Below are 16,732 nucleotides of genomic sequence, written 5' to 3'. Positions count from 1 at the left end.
GCGCTAGCAGACGAAGCCGGCGAGCAGAAGCCAGAACCACCCCTACGCGAGCCTGCCCAACAACCACTCGTGGAACCCTCCGATGTGGTGCTCGCTGGGCACGAGCACCCCACCCTTGGCATACGCCCGCGAGCTCATCGCGGGCTGGCACCGTTCACACGCCTCGAAGTCCTGCTCGTTGACGCGGTGGAACAGCTCCACCGACCGCGACACGTCCTTGCCGGACTCGACCACCGACGGCAGATACAACCAGTCGCACTCGACCACGGTCCGGTCCGCCGCCAGCGGAAACATCCGGTGCAGGATCACGTGATCGGGCACCAGGTTGATGAACACCTGAGGCTTCACGGTGATCGCGTAGTACCGCCGGTCCTGGTCCTCGCTGACCCCCGGAATCCGGTCCAGCCCCGCGCTGCCGTCCACCGTGAAGCCCTGGATCTCCGAACCGAACTCGGCCCCGTGCCCGACGTAGTACTGCGCGGCCAACCCCTCGGTGAACTCGGGCAGCACCTCGGTCAGCTCGGGGTGGATCGTCGCGCAGTGGTAGCACTCCATGAAGTTCTCGACGATCAGCTTCCAGTTGGCGGCGACGTCGTACACGATCCGCCGCCCCACCGAGAGTCCGGCCACGTCGTAGTGTCCGATGGCCTCGGCATCACCCAACCGTTCCGTGCAGGCGCCGACCACGTCGTCCTCAAAGGACGGTGGCTTGTCCGCCAAGCACAGCCACACGTAACCGAGCCACTCCCGGACGTGCACGTTGACCAGCCCGTACTCCACCCGGTCGACATCCGGCATCTTGGTCAGATTCGGCGCGGCGACCAGCTTGCCGTCCAATCCATACGTCCAAGCGTGGTAAGGACATTGGAACGCCCGCTTGACCTCGCCTGCCGCCTCCAGGCACAGCCGAGCCCCGCGATGCCGGCAGATGTTGAGGAACGCCTTGACCGCACCGTCCCGCGCCCGCGAGACCAGCACGCTCTCCCGCCCGATCTGGACGGTCCGGAACGTGCCGGGCGTCGGAATGTCCGACGCCCGGACGACGCAGAACCACATCGCCTCGAAGATGCGCTCCTGCTCCTGCCGGAAGATCTCCGGATCGGTGTAGTACGCGCCGGGGAGCGTGGGGATGAGGCTGGCGGTCACGGAGAATTCCCCTCTCACCGGCGGATTCTGGCCATCTCGGGGTCGAACAGCGGCTCGGCCCGCACCGTGGCCGGGATCTTCTCCCCGAAGTACTCGATCGTCACGGCGGTGCCGGGCTCGGCGACGGCGGCGGGCAGCCACGCGTAGGCGACGGTCCTGCCGACGCTGTAGCCGAAGGACGCGCTCGTCACGTAGCCGACGGCGGATCCGTTGCACCACACGGGTTCCTTGCCCAGCACGACAGAACCGGGATCGTCGACGGTGAGACACGTGAGTTTCCGCGCCACCGCACGCCGCTCCAGCGCCGCACGCCCGACGAACTCGCCCTTGTCCATGCGCACGGCGAAGTCCAGCCCGGCCTCGGACGGCGAGTGCTCGGCGGTCATGTCGGTGCCCCACGACCGGTAGCCCTTCTCCAGCCGCAGGCTGTTGAACGCGCTGCGCCCGGCGGCGATGATGCCGTGCTCCTGCCCCGCCGCCCACAGCGCGTCCCAGAGCTTCAGACCCACGTCGGCCGTGGTGTAGAGCTCCCAGCCGAGCTCGCCCACATAGGACAGCCGCATCGCGGTCACCGGGACATTGCCGAGAAACGCCCGCTTGGCCCGGAAGTAGCCGAATCCCTTGTGCGAGAAGTCTTGGTCCACCAAGGGTTGCACCAGATCCCGGGCCGCCGGTCCCCACACACCGAGGCAACAGGTGCCGGCGGTGATGTCACGCACCGAAACACCATCGGGAGCCCGCCGCAGCATCCAGTCCAGGTCGAGGTTCCCGTTCGCGCCGACCTGGAAGCGATCAACACCCAACCTGGCAACGGTGAGGTCGCTGCGAATTCCGCCGGTCTCGTCCAGCATCAGGGTGTACGTCACGGACCCGACCGACTTGGCCAGATTGTTGGTGGTCAGCCCCTGCAAGAACTCCAACGCCCCGGCGCCGCTGACCTCCAGGCGCTTCAGCGGGGTCATGTCGTACAGCGCGAGGCGTTCACGCGTGATCCGCGCCTCGGCGGCGGCGATCGGCGACCAGTACCGCGCGGACCAGTCGTCCCGCTCGGGCACGTCGATCCGCTCGATCAGCGACTCGTTGGCCTCGAACCAGTGCGGCCGCTCCCAGCCCGCGGCCTCCAGGAACATCGCGCCCAGATCCCGATGCCGCTCGTAGAACGGCGAGGTCCGAAGTGGACGCGGCGACTCCATCGGCTGCAACGGGTGCAGGATGTCGTACACCTCGACGAAGTTCTGCTGACCCCGCTCCAGGACGTAGGCCGGCGCGAGCTGGTGCTCCTCGAACCGGTTGAGGTCGCACTCGTGCACGTCGACCGCGGGCTGCCCGTCCACCAGCCACTCGGCCATGGCTCGGCCGACGCCGGCGGAGTGCGTCACCCACACCGCCTCCGCCACCCAAAACCCTTGCAGCGAGGGCGATTCGCCCATCAGCGGCGCGCCGTCCTGGGTGAAGGAGAAGATGCCGTTGAAGCCCTCGCCGACGGCCGACCGCCCCAGCGTCGGCAGCAGATCGACGGAAGCCGACCAGGCGTCCTCGAAGTCCTCCGGGGTGAACGTCAGCATGGACGGCATGGGATCCGTTGGCAGGTCGGCGATGTCGACCGGTATCGGTCGGTGGCCGTAGTAGCCGATGCCGAGCCGGTCGCCATGCTCACGGTAGTAGAGGTCACGGTCCTGATGCCGCAGGATCGGCATCCGACCGGTGAGCCCACCGACCGGCGTGGTCTTGGCGTACTGGTGCGCCAGTGGCGTCAGCGGCACGGTCAGGCCGACGAGCTCGCCGACCGCCGGGCCCCAGAATCCGGCGCACGAGACGACGATGTCCGCCGGGAACGTGTCGCTCTCGGTCCGCACGCCGGTTACTCGGCCATGGGCCTGTTCGACGGTGACGACCTTCTGCCGGCCGACGAACAGGGCCCCGCGGTCGATGGCCCGCCGTGCCTGCTTCTCGCACGCCAGCACGGCGTTGGCCAGGCCGTCGGTCGGCGTGTGCAGGCCGCCGAGAACGCTGTTGCCCAGCAGGGGAACCAGCGTGCGGCACTCGTCCGGGCCGATCAGCGAGGACGGGATGCCCCACGACGTGGCCCAGCCGTGCCGGCGGGCCAGGTCGGCATGCCGCTCAGGAGTGGTCGCGACCTCCAGGCCGCCGACCTGGTTGAACGCGCCCAGGTCGACGAGCTTGCGCACGGTGTACGAGGCGAACTCGGCCATCGTCTTCGACGGGTTCGTCTGGAACACCAGGCCGGGCGCGTGCGAGCTGGAGCCGCCGGTGGCGAACAGCGGCCCCTGGTCCAGCACGGTGACCTCGGTCCATCCGCGCGCGGTCAGCTCGTCGGCGAGGGAGCAGCCGACCACGCCGGCGCCGATGATCACGACCTTCGGCATCAGACTGCCTCCTCCGCAACCACCGCGGGCACCTCGGCGGCGTGGTCGGCGAGCACGCCGCTCTTGTGCCGCAACACGAACCAGTAGTAGGCGAAGCCGACCGCCGCCACCAGACCCACGAACAGCACCGCACCCCACTGGAGGAACCAGTGGAACGGCGGGGTCGGGTTGTAGACCTCGCTACGCGGCCAGCCGAGGTTGATCGCCATGCCCGCGCCCCACAGCACGGCCAGGATGTTCACCGGCAATCCCCAGCGCCCCAACGAGAAGCCCTTGGCCGGCGCGTCCTTGCCCGGCCAGGTGCCGCGCAGCCGCGCGATCAGCATCGGCAGCGTCACCAGCAGATAGGCCACGTAGATCAGCACCACGCCGATGCTGGTGACCAGCTGGAAGATCTGCGGCTGGCCGATGTTGACCACCAGCAGCACGATCGCGATGAGGCCGATGAGCACCGCCGGCCGGACCGGGGTGCGCTGCTTGCCGTGCACCTTGGCCAGCCACGAACCGGCCGGCAGGTTGTTGTCCCGGGCCATCGCGAACGTCATGCGGATGGCGGCGGTGTGCACGGCGAGGATGCAGACGGTGATCGCGATGGCGACCGCGACCAGGAACACCTTGCCCAACCCCGATCCCAGCACATCGATCACGATGTACTGGAGGCCGATGGTGCTCAGCTCCGGCGCGTTGATGTTGCGCACGGCCATCAGCGCCAGCAGCAGGATCAGGCCGCCGATGACGAACGAGGCGATGAGCGCGCGCAGGATGGCCCGCGGCGCGTTCTTGCGCGGGTCAACGGTTTCCTCGCCCAGGGAGCTGGCGGTGTCGAAGCCGTACATGACGTACGCGGACGCCAGCGAGCCGACCAGGAAGGCACCGAAGTAGCCCAGTGTCACGCCGTCGCCCTTGTGGGCGGTGTCCAGCACGATCTGCGGCCCGCGCACGATCTCGAACGCGAACAGCACCACCAGCAGCACCGCGGCGATCAGCTCGATGAACACGCCGGCGCTGTTGATCCGCGCCATCAGCTTGGTGCTCCACGCGTTCACCACCGTGCTGAACACGATCAGCACCGAGCCCAGGATGACCGCGTTCACCGCGCTGTCCGGCGCGATCTGGAAGAAGTCGGCGATCTGCGGCAGCGTGATCTGGTAGGCCAGCGCCACCGACGCCACCGTGACGATCGAGGCCACCAGCATCATCCACCCGGCCAGCCAGGCCACGTGCGGGTTGCCGAGCTTCTTGGACCAGTTGTAGATCGAGCCCGCGACAGGGTAACGGGCCGACAGCTCGGCGAAGCACAGCGCCACCATCAGCTGGCCGGCGAAGACCATCGGCCACGACCACCAGTTGGCCGGGCCGCCGACGGAGAAGCCGAAGTAGAACATCTGGAACGTGCCGGTGAGGATGGAGATGTAGCTGATACCGGCCGCGAAGGTGTGGAAGTTGCCCAGGGTTCTCTCGAACTCCTGCTTGTACCCTAACTCCGTTACCCCATGGCCGTCGTCGTTGGAGGAATTGCCGACACTCATGACTGCTCCCGGTGGCGGTAGAACTCCACCTCGACCGGCGGCAGGGGCTGCCGGCCGAGGATCAGGTCCGCGGACTTCTCCGCGATCATCATGGTCGGCGCGTAGATGTTGCCGTTGGTGACGTAGCGCATCACCGACGCGTCGACGACCCGCAGCCCGTCGACCCCGTGCACCCGAAGGGATTCGGGGTCCACGACGGACTGCTCGTCCACCCCCATCCGGCACGTGCACGAGGGGTGCAGCGCCGTCTCGCCGTCCTTGGCCACCCAGGCCAGGATCTCCTCGTCGGTCTGGACCGACGGCCCGGGTGAGATCTCGCCGCCGCTGTAGGAGTCGAAGGCGTGCTGGGTGAGGATGTTCCGCGCGACGCGGACGGCCTCGACCCACTCGCGGCGGTCCTGCTCGGTGGTCAGGTAGTTGAACCGCAGCGCCGGCTTGACCCGCGGGTCCTTCGACGTGATCTTCACGGAGCCGCGGGCGTCGGAGTACATCGGGCCCACGTGCACCTGGTAGCCGTGGTCGCCGGCCGGCAGCGAGCCGTCGTAGCGCACGGCGATGGGCAGGAAGTGGAACATCAGGTTCGGGTAGGCGACATCGTCGTTGCTGCGCACGAAGCCGCCGCCCTCGAAGTGGTTCGTGGCGCCGGGTCCCTTGCGGAACAACCACTTCAGGCCGACCAGCGGCTTGTTGTACCACTTCATGTACGGCGCGACCGAGACCGGCTTGGTGCAGGCGTACTGGATGTAGACCTCGAGGTGGTCCTGGAGGTTCTCCCCCACGCCGGGCAGGTCGTGCACCACGTCGACGCCCAGCTCCTGAAGCTCCGCGGCGTTGCCCACACCGGAGAGCTGGAGCAGCTGGGGCGAGTTGATCGCGCCGCCGCAGAGGATCACCTCGTTGGCCCGCACCTGCTGCGTCCGTCCGCCTTGGACGTACTCGACGCCGACGGCCTTGGTGCCCTCGAACAGGATCCGGGTGGTGAAGGCCCGGGTCTTGACCGTCAGGTTGGGACGGTTGCGCACCGGGTGCAGGTACGCGCGGGCGGCGCTGAGCCGGCGGCCGCGGTGCAGGTTGCGGTCGAACGGGGCGAAGCCCTCCTGCTGGTACCCGTTGACGTCCTTGGTCAGCGGGTAGCCGGCCTCCTGCACGGCCTGGAAGAACGCCTTGAACAGCGGGCTGTCGGCCGGCCCGCGCTCCAGCACCAGCGGCCCGTCGCCGCCGCGCCACTCGTCGGCGCCGGCCAGGCAGTTCTCCATCTTCTTGAAGTACGGCAGGCAGTGCGCGTAGTCCCAGGACTTCATGCCCTCGTCCGCGCCCCACCGCTCATAGTCCAGCGGGTTGCCGCGCTGGAAGATCATGCCGTTGATGCTGGACGAGCCGCCCAGCACCTTGCCGCGCGCGTGGTAGATGCGCCGGCCGCCCATCGCCGGCTCCGGCTCGGACTCGTACTTCCAGTCGTAGAAGCGGTTTCCGATGGGCATGGTGAGCGCCGCCGGCATGTGCACCAGCACGTCCCAGATGTAGTCGGGGCGGCCGGCCTCCAGCACCAGCACCTTCACGCTCGCGTCGGCGGACAGTCGGTTGGCCAGGCAGCTGCCGGCGGATCCGCCGCCGACGACCACGAAGTCGTACATCCTCATCACCCCGGGAACAGGCCGAGTGGTTTCGGATCGGTGTTGGTGTAGACGTGTTTCGCCTCGCGGTACTCGTCGAGACCGGTGGGTCCGAGCTCGCGGCCGATGCCGGATCGCTTGAAGCCGCCCCATTCCGCCTGCGGCAGGTAGGGGTGGTAGTCGTTGATCCAGACGGTGCCGTGCCGCAGGGCGCCGGCCACGCGCGCGGCTCGGCCGGCGTCCCGCGTCCACACCGCGCCGGCCAGGCCGTAGTCGGTGTCGTTGCCGAGTTCGATCGCCTCCTCCTCGGTGGCGAAGCGCTCGGCGGTGAGGATGGGCCCGAACGTCTCCTCGCGCACGACGGTCATGTCGCGGCGGCAGTCCGCGAACACCGTGGGGCGGTAGAAGAAGCCCTGCTGGAGCTCGGGTTCCTCGGGCCGACGTCCGCCGGCGAGCAGCTTGGCGCCCTCGGCGATCGCCGACTCCACGTAGCGTTCGATCTTGGCCCGGTGTTCGGCCGAGACCAGCGGGCCACTCTGGCTTGTCTCGTCGAGCCCGTTGCCGATGCGGATCCGGTCGGCACGGGCGGCGATCTCGGCGACGAACTCGTCGTAGACGCTGTCCTGCACCAGAAGCCGCGCCCCGGCCGAGCAGACCTGGCCGGCGTGCAGGAAGACGGCGTTGAGCGCCTGGTCCTTGGCGGTGGTCAGGTCGGCGTCGGCGAACACGATGTTGGGGTTCTTGCCGCCCAGTTCCAGCGCGACCTTCTTGATGTTGCCGGCGGCCACGATCATGATCCGCTGGCCGGTGGCCAGGCCGCCGGTGAACGACACCAGGTCCACGTCGTGGCTCTCGGCCAGCGCCGCGCCGACGGTGGCGCCGGCGCCCAGCACCAGGTTGACCACGCCGGCCGGGACGCCGGCCTCCTCGATCAGCCGGACCAGCGCGACGGTGGTCAGCGGCGTCACCTCGCTCGGCTTGACCACCACGGTGTTGCCGGCGGCCAGCGCGGGCGCGATCTTCCAGGACGCCTGGAGCAGCGGGTAGTTCCACGGCGTGATCAGCGCGCAGACGCCGACCGGCTCGTACACGATCCGGCTCTGCGCGGTGGCGATGCCGGTGTCGACGACCCGGCCGGGGTGCTTGTCGGCGAGGTCGGCGTAGTAGCGGAAGACGCGGACCACGTCGTCCACGTCGGCCACGCTCTCGCCGAGCGTCTTGCCGGTGTCGAGGGTCTCCGTACGGGCGATTTCGTCCCGGTCCCGCAGCAGCAGGTCGGCGACGGCGTTCAGCAGCGCGCCGCGCTCGGCGGCGGAGGTCTTGGGCCACGGGCCCGCGTCGAAGGCGGATCTCGCCGCGGCGACCGCCGCCAGGGCGTCGTTCGTGTCGGCCTCGGCGACGGTCGTGAGCACGCTGCCGTCGAACGGGTTGAGCACCGGGCGGGTCTCGCGCCCGGTGGTCCAGTGCCCGCCGATGAACAGTTCCGCCACGGGGACCCCCGATCAGGGTTGTTGCTGATTACGCAACGGCACGCTGAGTTCGCAACAGCATCGACGGTGGCGGGGCCTCCGTCAAGGGGCCACCACCGGCTTGGCCAGCTGCCGTCGCCAGCGGGCGAACAGCTTCGGCTGGTTCATCGCCAGCACCCCGACCAGCAGGCCATCACGTTCGTAGCCGGCGAGGAAGCTCCGCCGGTCGGTGTCGCCCTCGATCACCCGGACGGTGTCGCCCTCGGACCGGACGCCGGCGAACTGGATGCGCACGCCGTACTGGTCGGACCAGAAATACGGCACGGAGAGGTGAGGTCGCGGATCGCCGAGCAGCGTCGCCGCCGCCGTCACAGGCTGTTCCAGGGCGTTGGTCCAGTGCTCCGACCGGTGCCGCCCGTGGGCGTGCACGCTGTACGACGCCGCGACGTCGCCGACCGCCACCACCTCCGGCAGACCGGTCGCGCACGCGGCGTCCGTGACGACGCCGTTCTCCAACTGGAGGCCGGATCCGGCGAGCCACTCGATGTTCGGCACCGCCCCGATGCCGACCACCACGACCTCCGCCGGAATCTGGCGGCCGTCGTCCAGTTCCACGCTTCGCACGCGGGCCGCGCCGAGGATGCGCTTCACCGAGACGCCGGTGATCAGGTGGACGCCGTGATCGGCGTGCAGGCCGGCGCAGACCATGCCCAGTTCCTTGCCGAACTGGCGGCTCAGCGGCAGCGGCTCCGCCTCGATCACCGTGACGTCCGCGCCCAGGTAGCGGGCGGTCGACGCCACTTCGGCGCCGATGAAGCCGGCCCCTACCACCACCAGCCGCACGCCTGGCACGAGCTCGCTGCGCAGCCGGATCGCGTCGTCCAACGTGCGCAGCACATGCACGCCGGTGACGCCTTCCGTGCCCGGCAGCCATCTCGCGCGGGCGCCGGTCGCGATCACCACGCCGTCGCAGCGCAGCGTCTGACCGTTGGACAGTTGCAGCGACCGGTCGCGGGGGTTGAGGCTCAGCGCCCGCGTGCCGAGCCGCCAGTCGAAGTCCAGGGCCTCGTCGTCCGGGGTGCGCAGGCCGATGTCCGCCGCCTTGCCGGCCAGGAACTCCTTGGACAGCGGGGGCCGGTCGTACGGCCGGTGCGGCTCGTCGCCGACGATCACCAGCCGGCCGTCGAAGCCCTGCTGGCGCAGGGCGCGGGCCGTGGACAGGCCGGCCAGCGACGCGCCGACCACCGCCGCCGTGCGCATCAGCAGGCCACCTCGCCGTAGGCCACCCGGATCACGCCGTCCTCGACGACCACCGGGTAGGTGCGGATGGGTGTGGTCGCCGGCGGGCCGCTGGGCCGGCCGGTGCGCAGGTCGAAGCAGGACGCGTGCAGCGGGCACTCCACCGTGCAGCCCTCCAGCCAGCCGTCGGCGAGCGAGGCGTCCTGGTGCGTGCAGGTGTCGTCGACGGCATAGAACTCGCCGTCCTCCGTGTGGAAGACGGCGATGGGCGGGTCGACGGCGGCGACTCTGACCGCCTCACCAGGCGGCAGCTGATCCACTCTGCACACAGTGATCATTGCCGCGCGTGGCTCGGCCGCCTCAAGCCGTGCATCGTCACTCGATTTCGCAGACTCCGCAGGCTCCGGCTCCGAAATCGCGCGCCGATGCACGGCGCGGCCTCGCGTCATGGTCGGTTCAGACACGCACTCGGTCATCGGGCCTCCAGTTGCGTATAGCACAACTCGTCGTGCTGCACGCAACAGAGTGAGCACCGGGTGATGCGCCGTCAAGGCTCCATCCGCTCGACTACAGTGCGTGCATGGCTTCAAGCGAGGGATCGGCCGCACTGGTGCAGTCGGTCGACCGCGCGGTGTCCGTGCTGGAGTTCCTGGCGCTGCACGGCGAGATGGGCATCACCGAACTGGCCGCCGAGCTGGGGGTGCACAAGTCCACCGCGTTCCGGCTGGTGTCGGTGCTGGACAGCCGGGGGCTGGTCGAGCAGACCGGCGACCGCGGCAAGTACCGGCTCGGCTTCGGCATCGTGCGGCTGGCCGGGGCCACCGCCGCACAGATGGATCTGTCCCGGGAGAGCCGGCCGGTGTGCGAGCGGCTGGCCGCGCAGGTCGGCGAGACCGTCAACGTCGCGATCCTCGACGAGGGCTACGCCATCAACGTCAGCCAGGTCCGGGGCAGCGCCACCGTGGCGACCATCAACTGGGTCGGCCAGCGCACACCGCTGCACGCCACCTCAAGCGGCAAGGTGCTGCTGGCCAACCAGCCGGCGCCGCTGCGCGAGGAGCTGATGGCCCGGCCGCTGACCATGTACACACCGCGCACCATCACCGACCCCGGGCTGCTGCGCGCCGAGCTCGACGCCGCCCTGGTCGCCGGCTGGGCCAGCACCGGCGACGAGCTGGAGATCGGCCTCAACGCCGTGGCCGTGCCGATCCGCGGCATGGACGGCAACGTGGTGGCGGCACTGAGCGTGTCAGGCCCTTCGTACCGGCTGACGACCGACCGGTTCGCCGAGGTCGCCCGGCTGGCGGCCGACGGGGCCAAGGAGATCAGCCACCGCATCGGCCACACCGGCTAGGTCCTCTTTATGCAGGGAAGGACGCCTTACCCGCGGTGAACGCAGGTAAGGCGTCCTTCCCTGCATAAGCCGGGTGTTGTGGAAGACGCAACAGTGCGCTTAATCTGCAACAGCGCAGGCTACCCGGAGGTGGTCATGTCCGAGCATCCCGACCGGCTGTGGCGGAATCCCGAGCCTCGGGCCGGCTACGACGTGGTGATCGTCGGCGGCGGCGGGCACGGCCTGGCCACCGCGTACTACCTGGCCGCCAACCACGGCATCCGCAACGTCGCCGTCCTCGAGAAGGGCTGGCTGGCCGGCGGCAACATGGCCCGCAACACGACGATCATCCGCTCCAACTACCTGTGGGACGAGTCCGCGGCGATCTACGAACACGCCCTGAAGCTGTGGGAGGGCCTGTCGGCGGAGCTGGACTACGACATCCTGTTCAGCCAGCGGGGCGTGCTGAACCTGGCGCACACGCTCCAGGACGTCCGCGAGGGATCCCGCCGCGTGAACGCGAACCGCCTCAACGGGGTGGACGCGGAGTGGCTGGACCCGGACGAGGTCCGCAAGTTCTGCCCGATCGTCAACACGTCGCCGGACGTGCGCTATCCGGTGCTCGGCGCGACGCTCCAGCCGCGCGCGGGCATCGCCAAGCATGATCACGTCGCGTGGGCGTTCGCGCGGCGGGCCGACGAGCTGGGCGTGGACCTGATCCAGGGCTGCGAGGTCACGGGTTTTCGCAAGCACGGCAACAAGGTCATCGGTGTGGAGACGAACCTGGGGCCGATCATGGCCGGCCGGGTCGGGCTGGCGGCGGCCGGGCACAGCAGCGTGCTGGCGAGCCTGGCGGGCGTCCGGCTGCCGGTGCAGAGCCATCCGTTGCAGGCATTGGTCTCCGAACTGCTGGAACCGGTGCATCCCTGCGTGGTGATGTCGAACCACGTGCACGTCTACGTCAGCCAGGCGCACAAGGGCGAGCTCGTCATGGGCGCGGGCATCGACCCGTACAACTCCTACGCGCAGCGCGGTTCGGTGCACGTGATCGAGCAGCAGATGGCCGCCGCGCTGGAGCTGTTCCCGATCTTCGCCCGGGCGCACGTGCTGCGCACCTGGGGCGGCATCGTGGACGTCACGCCGGACGCGTCGCCGGTGATCGGCCCGACCCCCGTGGACAACCTGTTCGTCAACTGCGGCTGGGGGACCGGCGGTTTCAAGGCGACGCCGGCGTCCGGCTGGACGTACGCGCACACCCTGGCCACCGGCAAGGCCCACCCGCTGAACGAGCCGTTCGCGTTGGAGCGCTTCACTTCCGGCGCGCTGATCGACGAGCACGGCGCCGCGGCCGTCGCCCACTAGAGGAGGTAGGAGATGCTGCTGATCCCGTGCCCCTGGTGCGGCGACCGCGACGAGACGGAGTTCCACTACGGCGGCCAGGCCGGCGTGCCGTACCCGGAGCGGCCGGCGGAGTTGACCGACGAGCAGTGGGGCGAATACCTGTTCGTACGGGACAATCCCAAGGGTGAGTTCGCGGAGCGCTGGTCGCACTCGGCCGGATGTCGCCGGTGGTTCAACCTTGTCCGTAACACCGCTACCCACGAGATCGTGCGATGAGACTCCCCGAGGGCGGTCGCATCGACCGCACGAAGCCGTTGCGCTTCACGGTGGACGGCATCGAGCACACGGGCTGCGCCGGCGACACACTGGCGTCGGCGATGATCGCGAACGGCCTGCTCACGGTCGCGCCGAGCACCTACCTCGGGCGGCCGCGCGGGATCTTCGCGGCGGGCGTGGACGAGCCGAACGCGTTGGTGCAGCTGGACGATCCGATGCAGCTGGCCACCACCGTCGAGCTGGTCGACGGCCTGGCGGCGACCACCCTGCGCGGCAAGGGAAGGCTCACCGACGAGCCGGATGCCGCCCGCTACGACAAGCGAAACGCGCACTGTGACGTGCTGGTGGTCGGCGGTGGCCCGGCGGGGGTGGCGGCGGCGTTGGCGGCCGGCCGGACCGGGGCGCGCACGATCCTCGCCGACGAGCAGCGCGAGCTCGGCGGCTCGCTGCTGACCGAGAACCGGCTGCTGGACTGGCTCGCCGACGCGGTCGAGGAACTGGACGCCCTCCCCGAGACCAGGGTCCTCACCGGTACCACGGCGTTCGGCTACTACGACCAGAACTTCGTTGCGTGCGCGTCGAAAACCCGTCTCTGGCACGTCCGCGCCAAGCATGTGGTGCTGGCGACCGGCGCACACGAGCGGCCGCTGGTGTTCGTGGACAACGACCTGCCCGGCATCATGCTCGCCTCGGCTGTCCGCCAGTACGTCAACCGCTACGCGGCCCTGCCGGGCGAGAACATCGTGGTGGCCACGACGAACGACGGCGCGTACGGGACGGCGTTCGACCTCGCCGGCCGCGTGTCGACCATTGTGGACAGTCGATCCGAACCGCCGGCGGAGCTCGTGAACCGCGCCCGGGAGCTGGGTATCGAGGTGCTCGCGGGCTCAACGGTACGGCAGGCCCTTGGCACGCAACGGATCGGCGGCGTGCGGGTCGGCGACCGGGAGATCGCCTGCGATGTGCTGGCGGTGTCCGGCGGCTGGAACCCGGCCGTGCACCTGTTCTCCCAGTCGCAGGGCAAGACCCGTTACGACGAGCGAAAAGCCGCCTTCGTGCCGGACAAGTCCGTACAGGCACAGCACATCGTGGGCGCCGCGAATGCCGTGTACGACCTGACGGGTTGCCTCGACGAAGGCTTCAGCGCGGGCATCGAAGCGGCGAAGATGACCGGCTTCGACGGCGAGAAGCCAGCAGCCCCTTACACCGCAAGGGAAGTCATAACCGACCCGCACCCGGTGTGGTTCGTCGACGGCCCGGAGGGTCGGCAGTTCGTCGACCTGCAACGGGACGTGACCGTCGCGGACGTGCGGCGCGCCACCGGGGCGGGCATGCGGTCGGTGGAGCACGTGAAGCGCTACACGACCATCGGCACCGCGCACGACCAGGGCAAGACCTCCGGCTTCGCGGCGATCGGCGTGATCGCGCAGCTGCTCGGCGCCGAGTCGCCGCAGGGCACGACCACCTACCGCCCGCCCTACACGCCGGTGTCGTTCGCGTTGCTGGCGGGCAGGGATCGCGGCGAACTCCACGACCCCGTGCGGAAAACGCCGATGCACGACTGGCATGTACGCAACGGGGCGGTGTTCGAGAACGTCGGCCAGTGGAAGCGCCCCTGGTACTACCCGCAGCCCGGCGAGGACATGAAGGCCGCCGTGCTGAGGGAGTGCCGGGCGGCGCGGACCGACGTGGCGGTGATGGACGCGTCCACGCTGGGGAAGATCGACATCCAGGGCCCGGACGCCGGCGAGTTCCTGAACCGGGTGTACACCAACGCGTTCGCCAAGCTGAAGGTCGGGCACTGCCGGTACGGCCTGCTGTGCAAGGCCGACGGCATGGTGTTCGACGACGGCGTCGTGATGCGCGTGGCCGAGGACCGTTTCCTCGCGACGACGACCACCGGCAACGCGGCGGCGGTGCTGGACTGGTTCGAGGAGTGGGCGCAGACCGAGTGGCCGGACCTCGAGGTCTGGTTCACGTCCGTCACCGAGCAGTGGGCGACGATCGCGGTCGTCGGCCCGCAGGCCCGCGTGGTGCTGGCGATCGTCGCGCCGGACGTGGACTGCTCCCAGGACGCCTTCGACTTCATGACGTTCAAGGACGCATTTCTGGCTGACGGCACGCCGGCCCGCATCGCCCGCGTCTCCTTCTCCGGCGAGCTGGCGTTCGAGATCAACGTGGACGGCCGCGCCGGCGCGCGGGTCTGGGACGCCGTGATGGCAACGGGACTGCCGACCCCGTATGGCACCGAGACCATGCACGTGCTGCGGGCCGAGAAGGGGTACGTGATCGTCGGCCAGGACACCGACGGCACGGTGACCCCGCAGGACCTCGGCATGGAGTGGATCGTCTCGCCACGCAAGGACTTCGTCGGCAAGCGCTCCTATCAGCGCCCCGACGCCACCAGGCCGGACCGCAAGCAGCTGGTCGGCCTGCTGCCGACCGACCCGGACGAGCTGCTGCCCGAGGGCGCGCAGCTGATCGCCCCGGACACGCCGCTCACACCCCCGGTGCCGATGCTCGGCCACGTGACGTCCAGCTACCACAGCGCCGCCCTCGAGCGGACCTTCGCGCTGGCGCTGGTCAAGGGCGGCCGACAGCTGATCGGGCGGACCGTGCTCGCGCCGCTGCGGGACCGGACGATCGCCGCGACCATCACCGAGCCGATCTTCTACGACCCGGAGGGGGCGCGCCGTGACGGTTGACCTGCGCGAAATCGCGCTGCCGCGGCAGGTCGACCTGCGCGTCGACCCGATCGCCCCGGCCGCGACCCGGATCGGGGAGCTGCTCGGCACGCCGCTGCCGGTGGTGCCCAACACCGGATCCGAGGCCGTGCTGTGGCTCGGCCCGGACGAGTGGCTGGTGTTCGGCGCGTCCGAGGACCAGCTGCGGACCGCGCTCGGCGACACCCCCGGCTCGGTCGTGGACGTGTCGGCGAATCGCGTCGTCTACGAGCTGTCCGGGCCGGACGCGCGGGACGTGCTGGAGCAGGGCTGCGCCATCGACCTGCACCCGCGCGCGTTCGGACCGGGCCGCTGCGCCCAGACCATGCTGGCCCGGGCGAACGTGATCCTGCACCAGGTCGACGCCGCGCCGACGTACCGGCTGCTGGTGCGACCGTCGTTCGCGGGCTACCTCACATCGTGGCTTCGGGATGCGATGTCGGCTGCGGGCTGAGGTCGTCGGGCAGCTGGGACATCGCCAGCAGCGGCTGGTGGAAGCTCTCCTTGCGGATGCGCATGTCGTGGTAGAGCAGGGTGGTCACGCCGTTGATGAACGGCTGGCCGACCGCGGCGACCAGCGCCGTCACGAAGACGTAGACGATCATCGTGGCCGGGCTCAGCGCCGACCGGATCAGCTCGGCCGCGTTGGCCTCACCGGCCGGATTGATCGTGTACGCGCTGGAGATGGCCGACGTGAACTGGAGCGGCGTCTGCGCCACGTAGCTCACCACCGACACCATCAGCGAGGCGAGCAGCGTGATGCCGAAGATCCGCCACCAGTTGTCGCGGACCAGCCAGCGGGACCGCCGCAACGCGGTCAGTACCGGTTGCGGCTCCATGATCAGCGCGGCCTGCGCGAGCGCGAACGTGGTGTAGAAGTAGGCGCCGGCGCACAGGCCGATCAGCCCCACCAGGAAGGCCAGCAGGATGAGGCCGGCGGACCGGGCGACCGCGGCCAGCACCAGCACGACGGTGAACGGCAGCACCGAACAGGCCGCGACGATCAGCCAGATCAGCGCGGCCAGGCCGAACAGCGGCAGCATCCGGGGCGCACCGACGCGCAGCGCCTGGCCGATCGTGGTGTGCCGGCCGAGCACCGCCCGGCTGACCGTGACGGTGGCGATCACCTGCGTCACCAGCCAGGCGAGCAGGCCGAGCACCAACGAGACGACCACCATGACCAGGATGTCGCGCAGGAACGGCCAGACGCCGTCGAAGGTCACCGGCGGCCGCGTGACGTCGGGGAAGTCGGCGAAGGCGGACGCCAGCAGGGGGACCTCGACGCCGCCCACGACCAGGTTGGCGACGAAGGGCACCAGGATCATCGGCTTCCACTCGCGGAACATGACCTTGAACGAGCCGCCGAACAGGGCCCCCAGGTCGAGTGGCCGCAGCGGGATCACGCCGGGCTGCGGCGGAGCCCACGGCTGCTGGTACTGGAACTGGAACTGCGGCTCCGGATTGTCCGTCATGTCTCCCCCTGAGATGCTGCCGCCATGGTGTCACGGCGGTGCCGCCCGAGCGCCGAGGAGGCCTGTTGATCAGGCCGTTCGGCGGCGCGGGTTAGCCCGATCGAGGCACGCCGCGCGGGGACCGCGGTGCCGCACAGTACCGGGCCCACACCACCTGACCTGCGAAAACTCCCCTATCGGGCGAGAAACGCGAACTCATCCGCG

General features: G+C 69.7%; 13 protein-coding genes. 5 read left to right on the top strand and 8 right to left on the bottom strand.

Annotated elements, in window-relative coordinates:
* Nucleotides 1–42: 42 nt before the first annotated feature.
* The 7 genes from BCF44_RS38410 to BCF44_RS38380 form a co-directional block, all read right to left on the bottom strand.
* Nucleotides 43–1,146: an aromatic ring-hydroxylating oxygenase subunit alpha gene (locus tag BCF44_RS38410; RefSeq protein WP_116179393.1), complete on the bottom strand. Its 1,104-nt coding sequence runs from the start codon at nt 1,144–1,146 to the stop codon at nt 43–45.
* A gap of 14 nt (nt 1,147–1,160) precedes the next feature.
* Nucleotides 1,161–3,533 (bottom strand): GcvT family protein, encoded by a 2,373-nt coding sequence (locus tag BCF44_RS38405; protein WP_116179392.1) that lies wholly within the window; start codon nt 3,531–3,533, stop codon nt 1,161–1,163.
* Nucleotides 3,533–5,062 (bottom strand): APC family permease, encoded by a 1,530-nt coding sequence (locus tag BCF44_RS38400; protein ID WP_116179391.1) that lies wholly within the window; start codon nt 5,060–5,062, stop codon nt 3,533–3,535. The genes BCF44_RS38405 and BCF44_RS38400 overlap by 1 nt, the downstream gene beginning before the upstream one ends.
* The gene (gene betA / locus BCF44_RS38395; protein WP_116179390.1) at nt 5,059–6,702 is read right to left on the bottom strand and encodes a choline dehydrogenase; all 1,644 of its coding nucleotides are present in this window, start codon (nt 6,700–6,702) and stop codon (nt 5,059–5,061) included. The genes BCF44_RS38400 and betA overlap by 4 nt, the downstream gene beginning before the upstream one ends.
* Nucleotides 6,702–8,165, bottom strand: coding sequence for an aldehyde dehydrogenase family protein (locus BCF44_RS38390; RefSeq protein WP_116179389.1), 1,464 nt, complete (start codon nt 8,163–8,165; stop codon nt 6,702–6,704). The genes betA and BCF44_RS38390 overlap by 1 nt, the downstream gene beginning before the upstream one ends.
* Nucleotides 8,166–8,246: 81 nt before the next feature.
* On the bottom strand, nt 8,247–9,404 hold the full coding sequence (locus tag BCF44_RS38385; protein ID WP_116179388.1) for an NAD(P)/FAD-dependent oxidoreductase: 1,158 nt from the start codon (nt 9,402–9,404) through the stop codon (nt 8,247–8,249).
* Nucleotides 9,404–9,721, bottom strand: a complete 318-nt coding sequence (locus BCF44_RS38380; RefSeq protein ID WP_116179387.1) for a bifunctional 3-phenylpropionate/cinnamic acid dioxygenase ferredoxin subunit — start codon at nt 9,719–9,721, stop codon at nt 9,404–9,406. Before BCF44_RS38380 ends, BCF44_RS38385 begins: the two co-directional genes overlap by 1 nt.
* 242 nt (nt 9,722–9,963) lie before the next feature.
* Here BCF44_RS38380 and BCF44_RS38375 point away from each other — a divergent pair, with 242 nt between their 5' ends.
* The 5 genes from BCF44_RS38375 to BCF44_RS38355 all read left to right on the top strand — a co-directional run bounded on the left by BCF44_RS38375 (nt 9,964) and on the right by BCF44_RS38355 (nt 15,510).
* Complete coding sequence (locus tag BCF44_RS38375; protein WP_116179386.1) at nt 9,964–10,737, top strand: IclR family transcriptional regulator; 774 nt, start codon at nt 9,964–9,966, stop codon at nt 10,735–10,737.
* A gap of 135 nt (nt 10,738–10,872) precedes the next feature.
* Complete coding sequence (locus BCF44_RS38370; protein WP_116179448.1) at nt 10,873–12,078, top strand: sarcosine oxidase subunit beta family protein; 1,206 nt, start codon at nt 10,873–10,875, stop codon at nt 12,076–12,078.
* Nucleotides 12,079–12,090: 12 nt separating this feature from the next.
* A complete protein-coding gene (locus BCF44_RS38365; RefSeq protein WP_116179385.1) occupies nt 12,091–12,333 on the top strand; it encodes a sarcosine oxidase subunit delta in 243 nt (80 codons plus the stop codon).
* On the top strand, nt 12,330–15,038 hold the full coding sequence (locus BCF44_RS38360) for a 2Fe-2S iron-sulfur cluster-binding protein (RefSeq protein WP_116179384.1): 2,709 nt from the start codon (nt 12,330–12,332) through the stop codon (nt 15,036–15,038). Before BCF44_RS38365 ends, BCF44_RS38360 begins: the two co-directional genes overlap by 4 nt.
* Nucleotides 15,028–15,510 carry a sarcosine oxidase subunit gamma gene (locus BCF44_RS38355; RefSeq protein WP_116179383.1) on the top strand — a complete coding sequence of 161 codons (483 nt, stop codon included), beginning with the start codon at nt 15,028–15,030 and terminating at the stop codon, nt 15,508–15,510. The genes BCF44_RS38360 and BCF44_RS38355 overlap by 11 nt, the downstream gene beginning before the upstream one ends.
* Here the strand turns inward: BCF44_RS38355 and BCF44_RS38350 are convergent.
* On the bottom strand, nt 15,470–16,528 hold the full coding sequence (locus tag BCF44_RS38350) for a hypothetical protein (protein WP_116179382.1): 1,059 nt from the start codon (nt 16,526–16,528) through the stop codon (nt 15,470–15,472). The genes BCF44_RS38355 and BCF44_RS38350 overlap by 41 nt on opposite strands.
* Nucleotides 16,529–16,732 lie beyond the last annotated feature (204 nt).

The sequence above is a fragment of the Kutzneria buriramensis genome, from assembly GCF_003387475.1.
Lineage (GTDB): Bacteria > Actinomycetota > Actinomycetes > Mycobacteriales > Pseudonocardiaceae > Kutzneria > Kutzneria buriramensis.
This window is presented reverse-complemented; position numbering and strand designations above follow the sequence as displayed.

Bases quoted from the DNA above. Each gene is read 5' to 3' on its own strand.
- BCF44_RS38360 (WP_116179384.1), top strand. From the start codon at position 12,330: ATGAGACTCCCCGAGGGCGGTCGCATCGACCGCACGAAGCCGTTGCGC.
- BCF44_RS38365 (WP_116179385.1), top strand. From the start codon at position 12,091: ATGCTGCTGATCCCGTGCCCCTGGTGCGGCGACCGCGACGAGACGGAG.
- BCF44_RS38405 (WP_116179392.1), bottom strand. From the start codon at position 3,533: ATGCCGAAGGTCGTGATCATCGGCGCCGGCGTGGTCGGCTGCTCCCTC.
- BCF44_RS38370 (WP_116179448.1), top strand. From the start codon at position 10,873: ATGTCCGAGCATCCCGACCGGCTGTGGCGGAATCCCGAGCCTCGGGCC.
- BCF44_RS38350 (WP_116179382.1), bottom strand. From the start codon at position 16,528: ATGACGGACAATCCGGAGCCGCAGTTCCAGTTCCAGTACCAGCAGCCG.
- BCF44_RS38375 (WP_116179386.1), top strand. From the start codon at position 9,964: ATGGCTTCAAGCGAGGGATCGGCCGCACTGGTGCAGTCGGTCGACCGC.
- BCF44_RS38385 (WP_116179388.1), bottom strand. From the start codon at position 9,404: ATGCGCACGGCGGCGGTGGTCGGCGCGTCGCTGGCCGGCCTGTCCACG.
- BCF44_RS38380 (WP_116179387.1), bottom strand. From the start codon at position 9,721: ATGATCACTGTGTGCAGAGTGGATCAGCTGCCGCCTGGTGAGGCGGTC.
- BCF44_RS38400 (WP_116179391.1), bottom strand. From the start codon at position 5,062: ATGAGTGTCGGCAATTCCTCCAACGACGACGGCCATGGGGTAACGGAG.
- betA (WP_116179390.1), bottom strand. From the start codon at position 6,702: ATGAGGATGTACGACTTCGTGGTCGTCGGCGGCGGATCCGCCGGCAGC.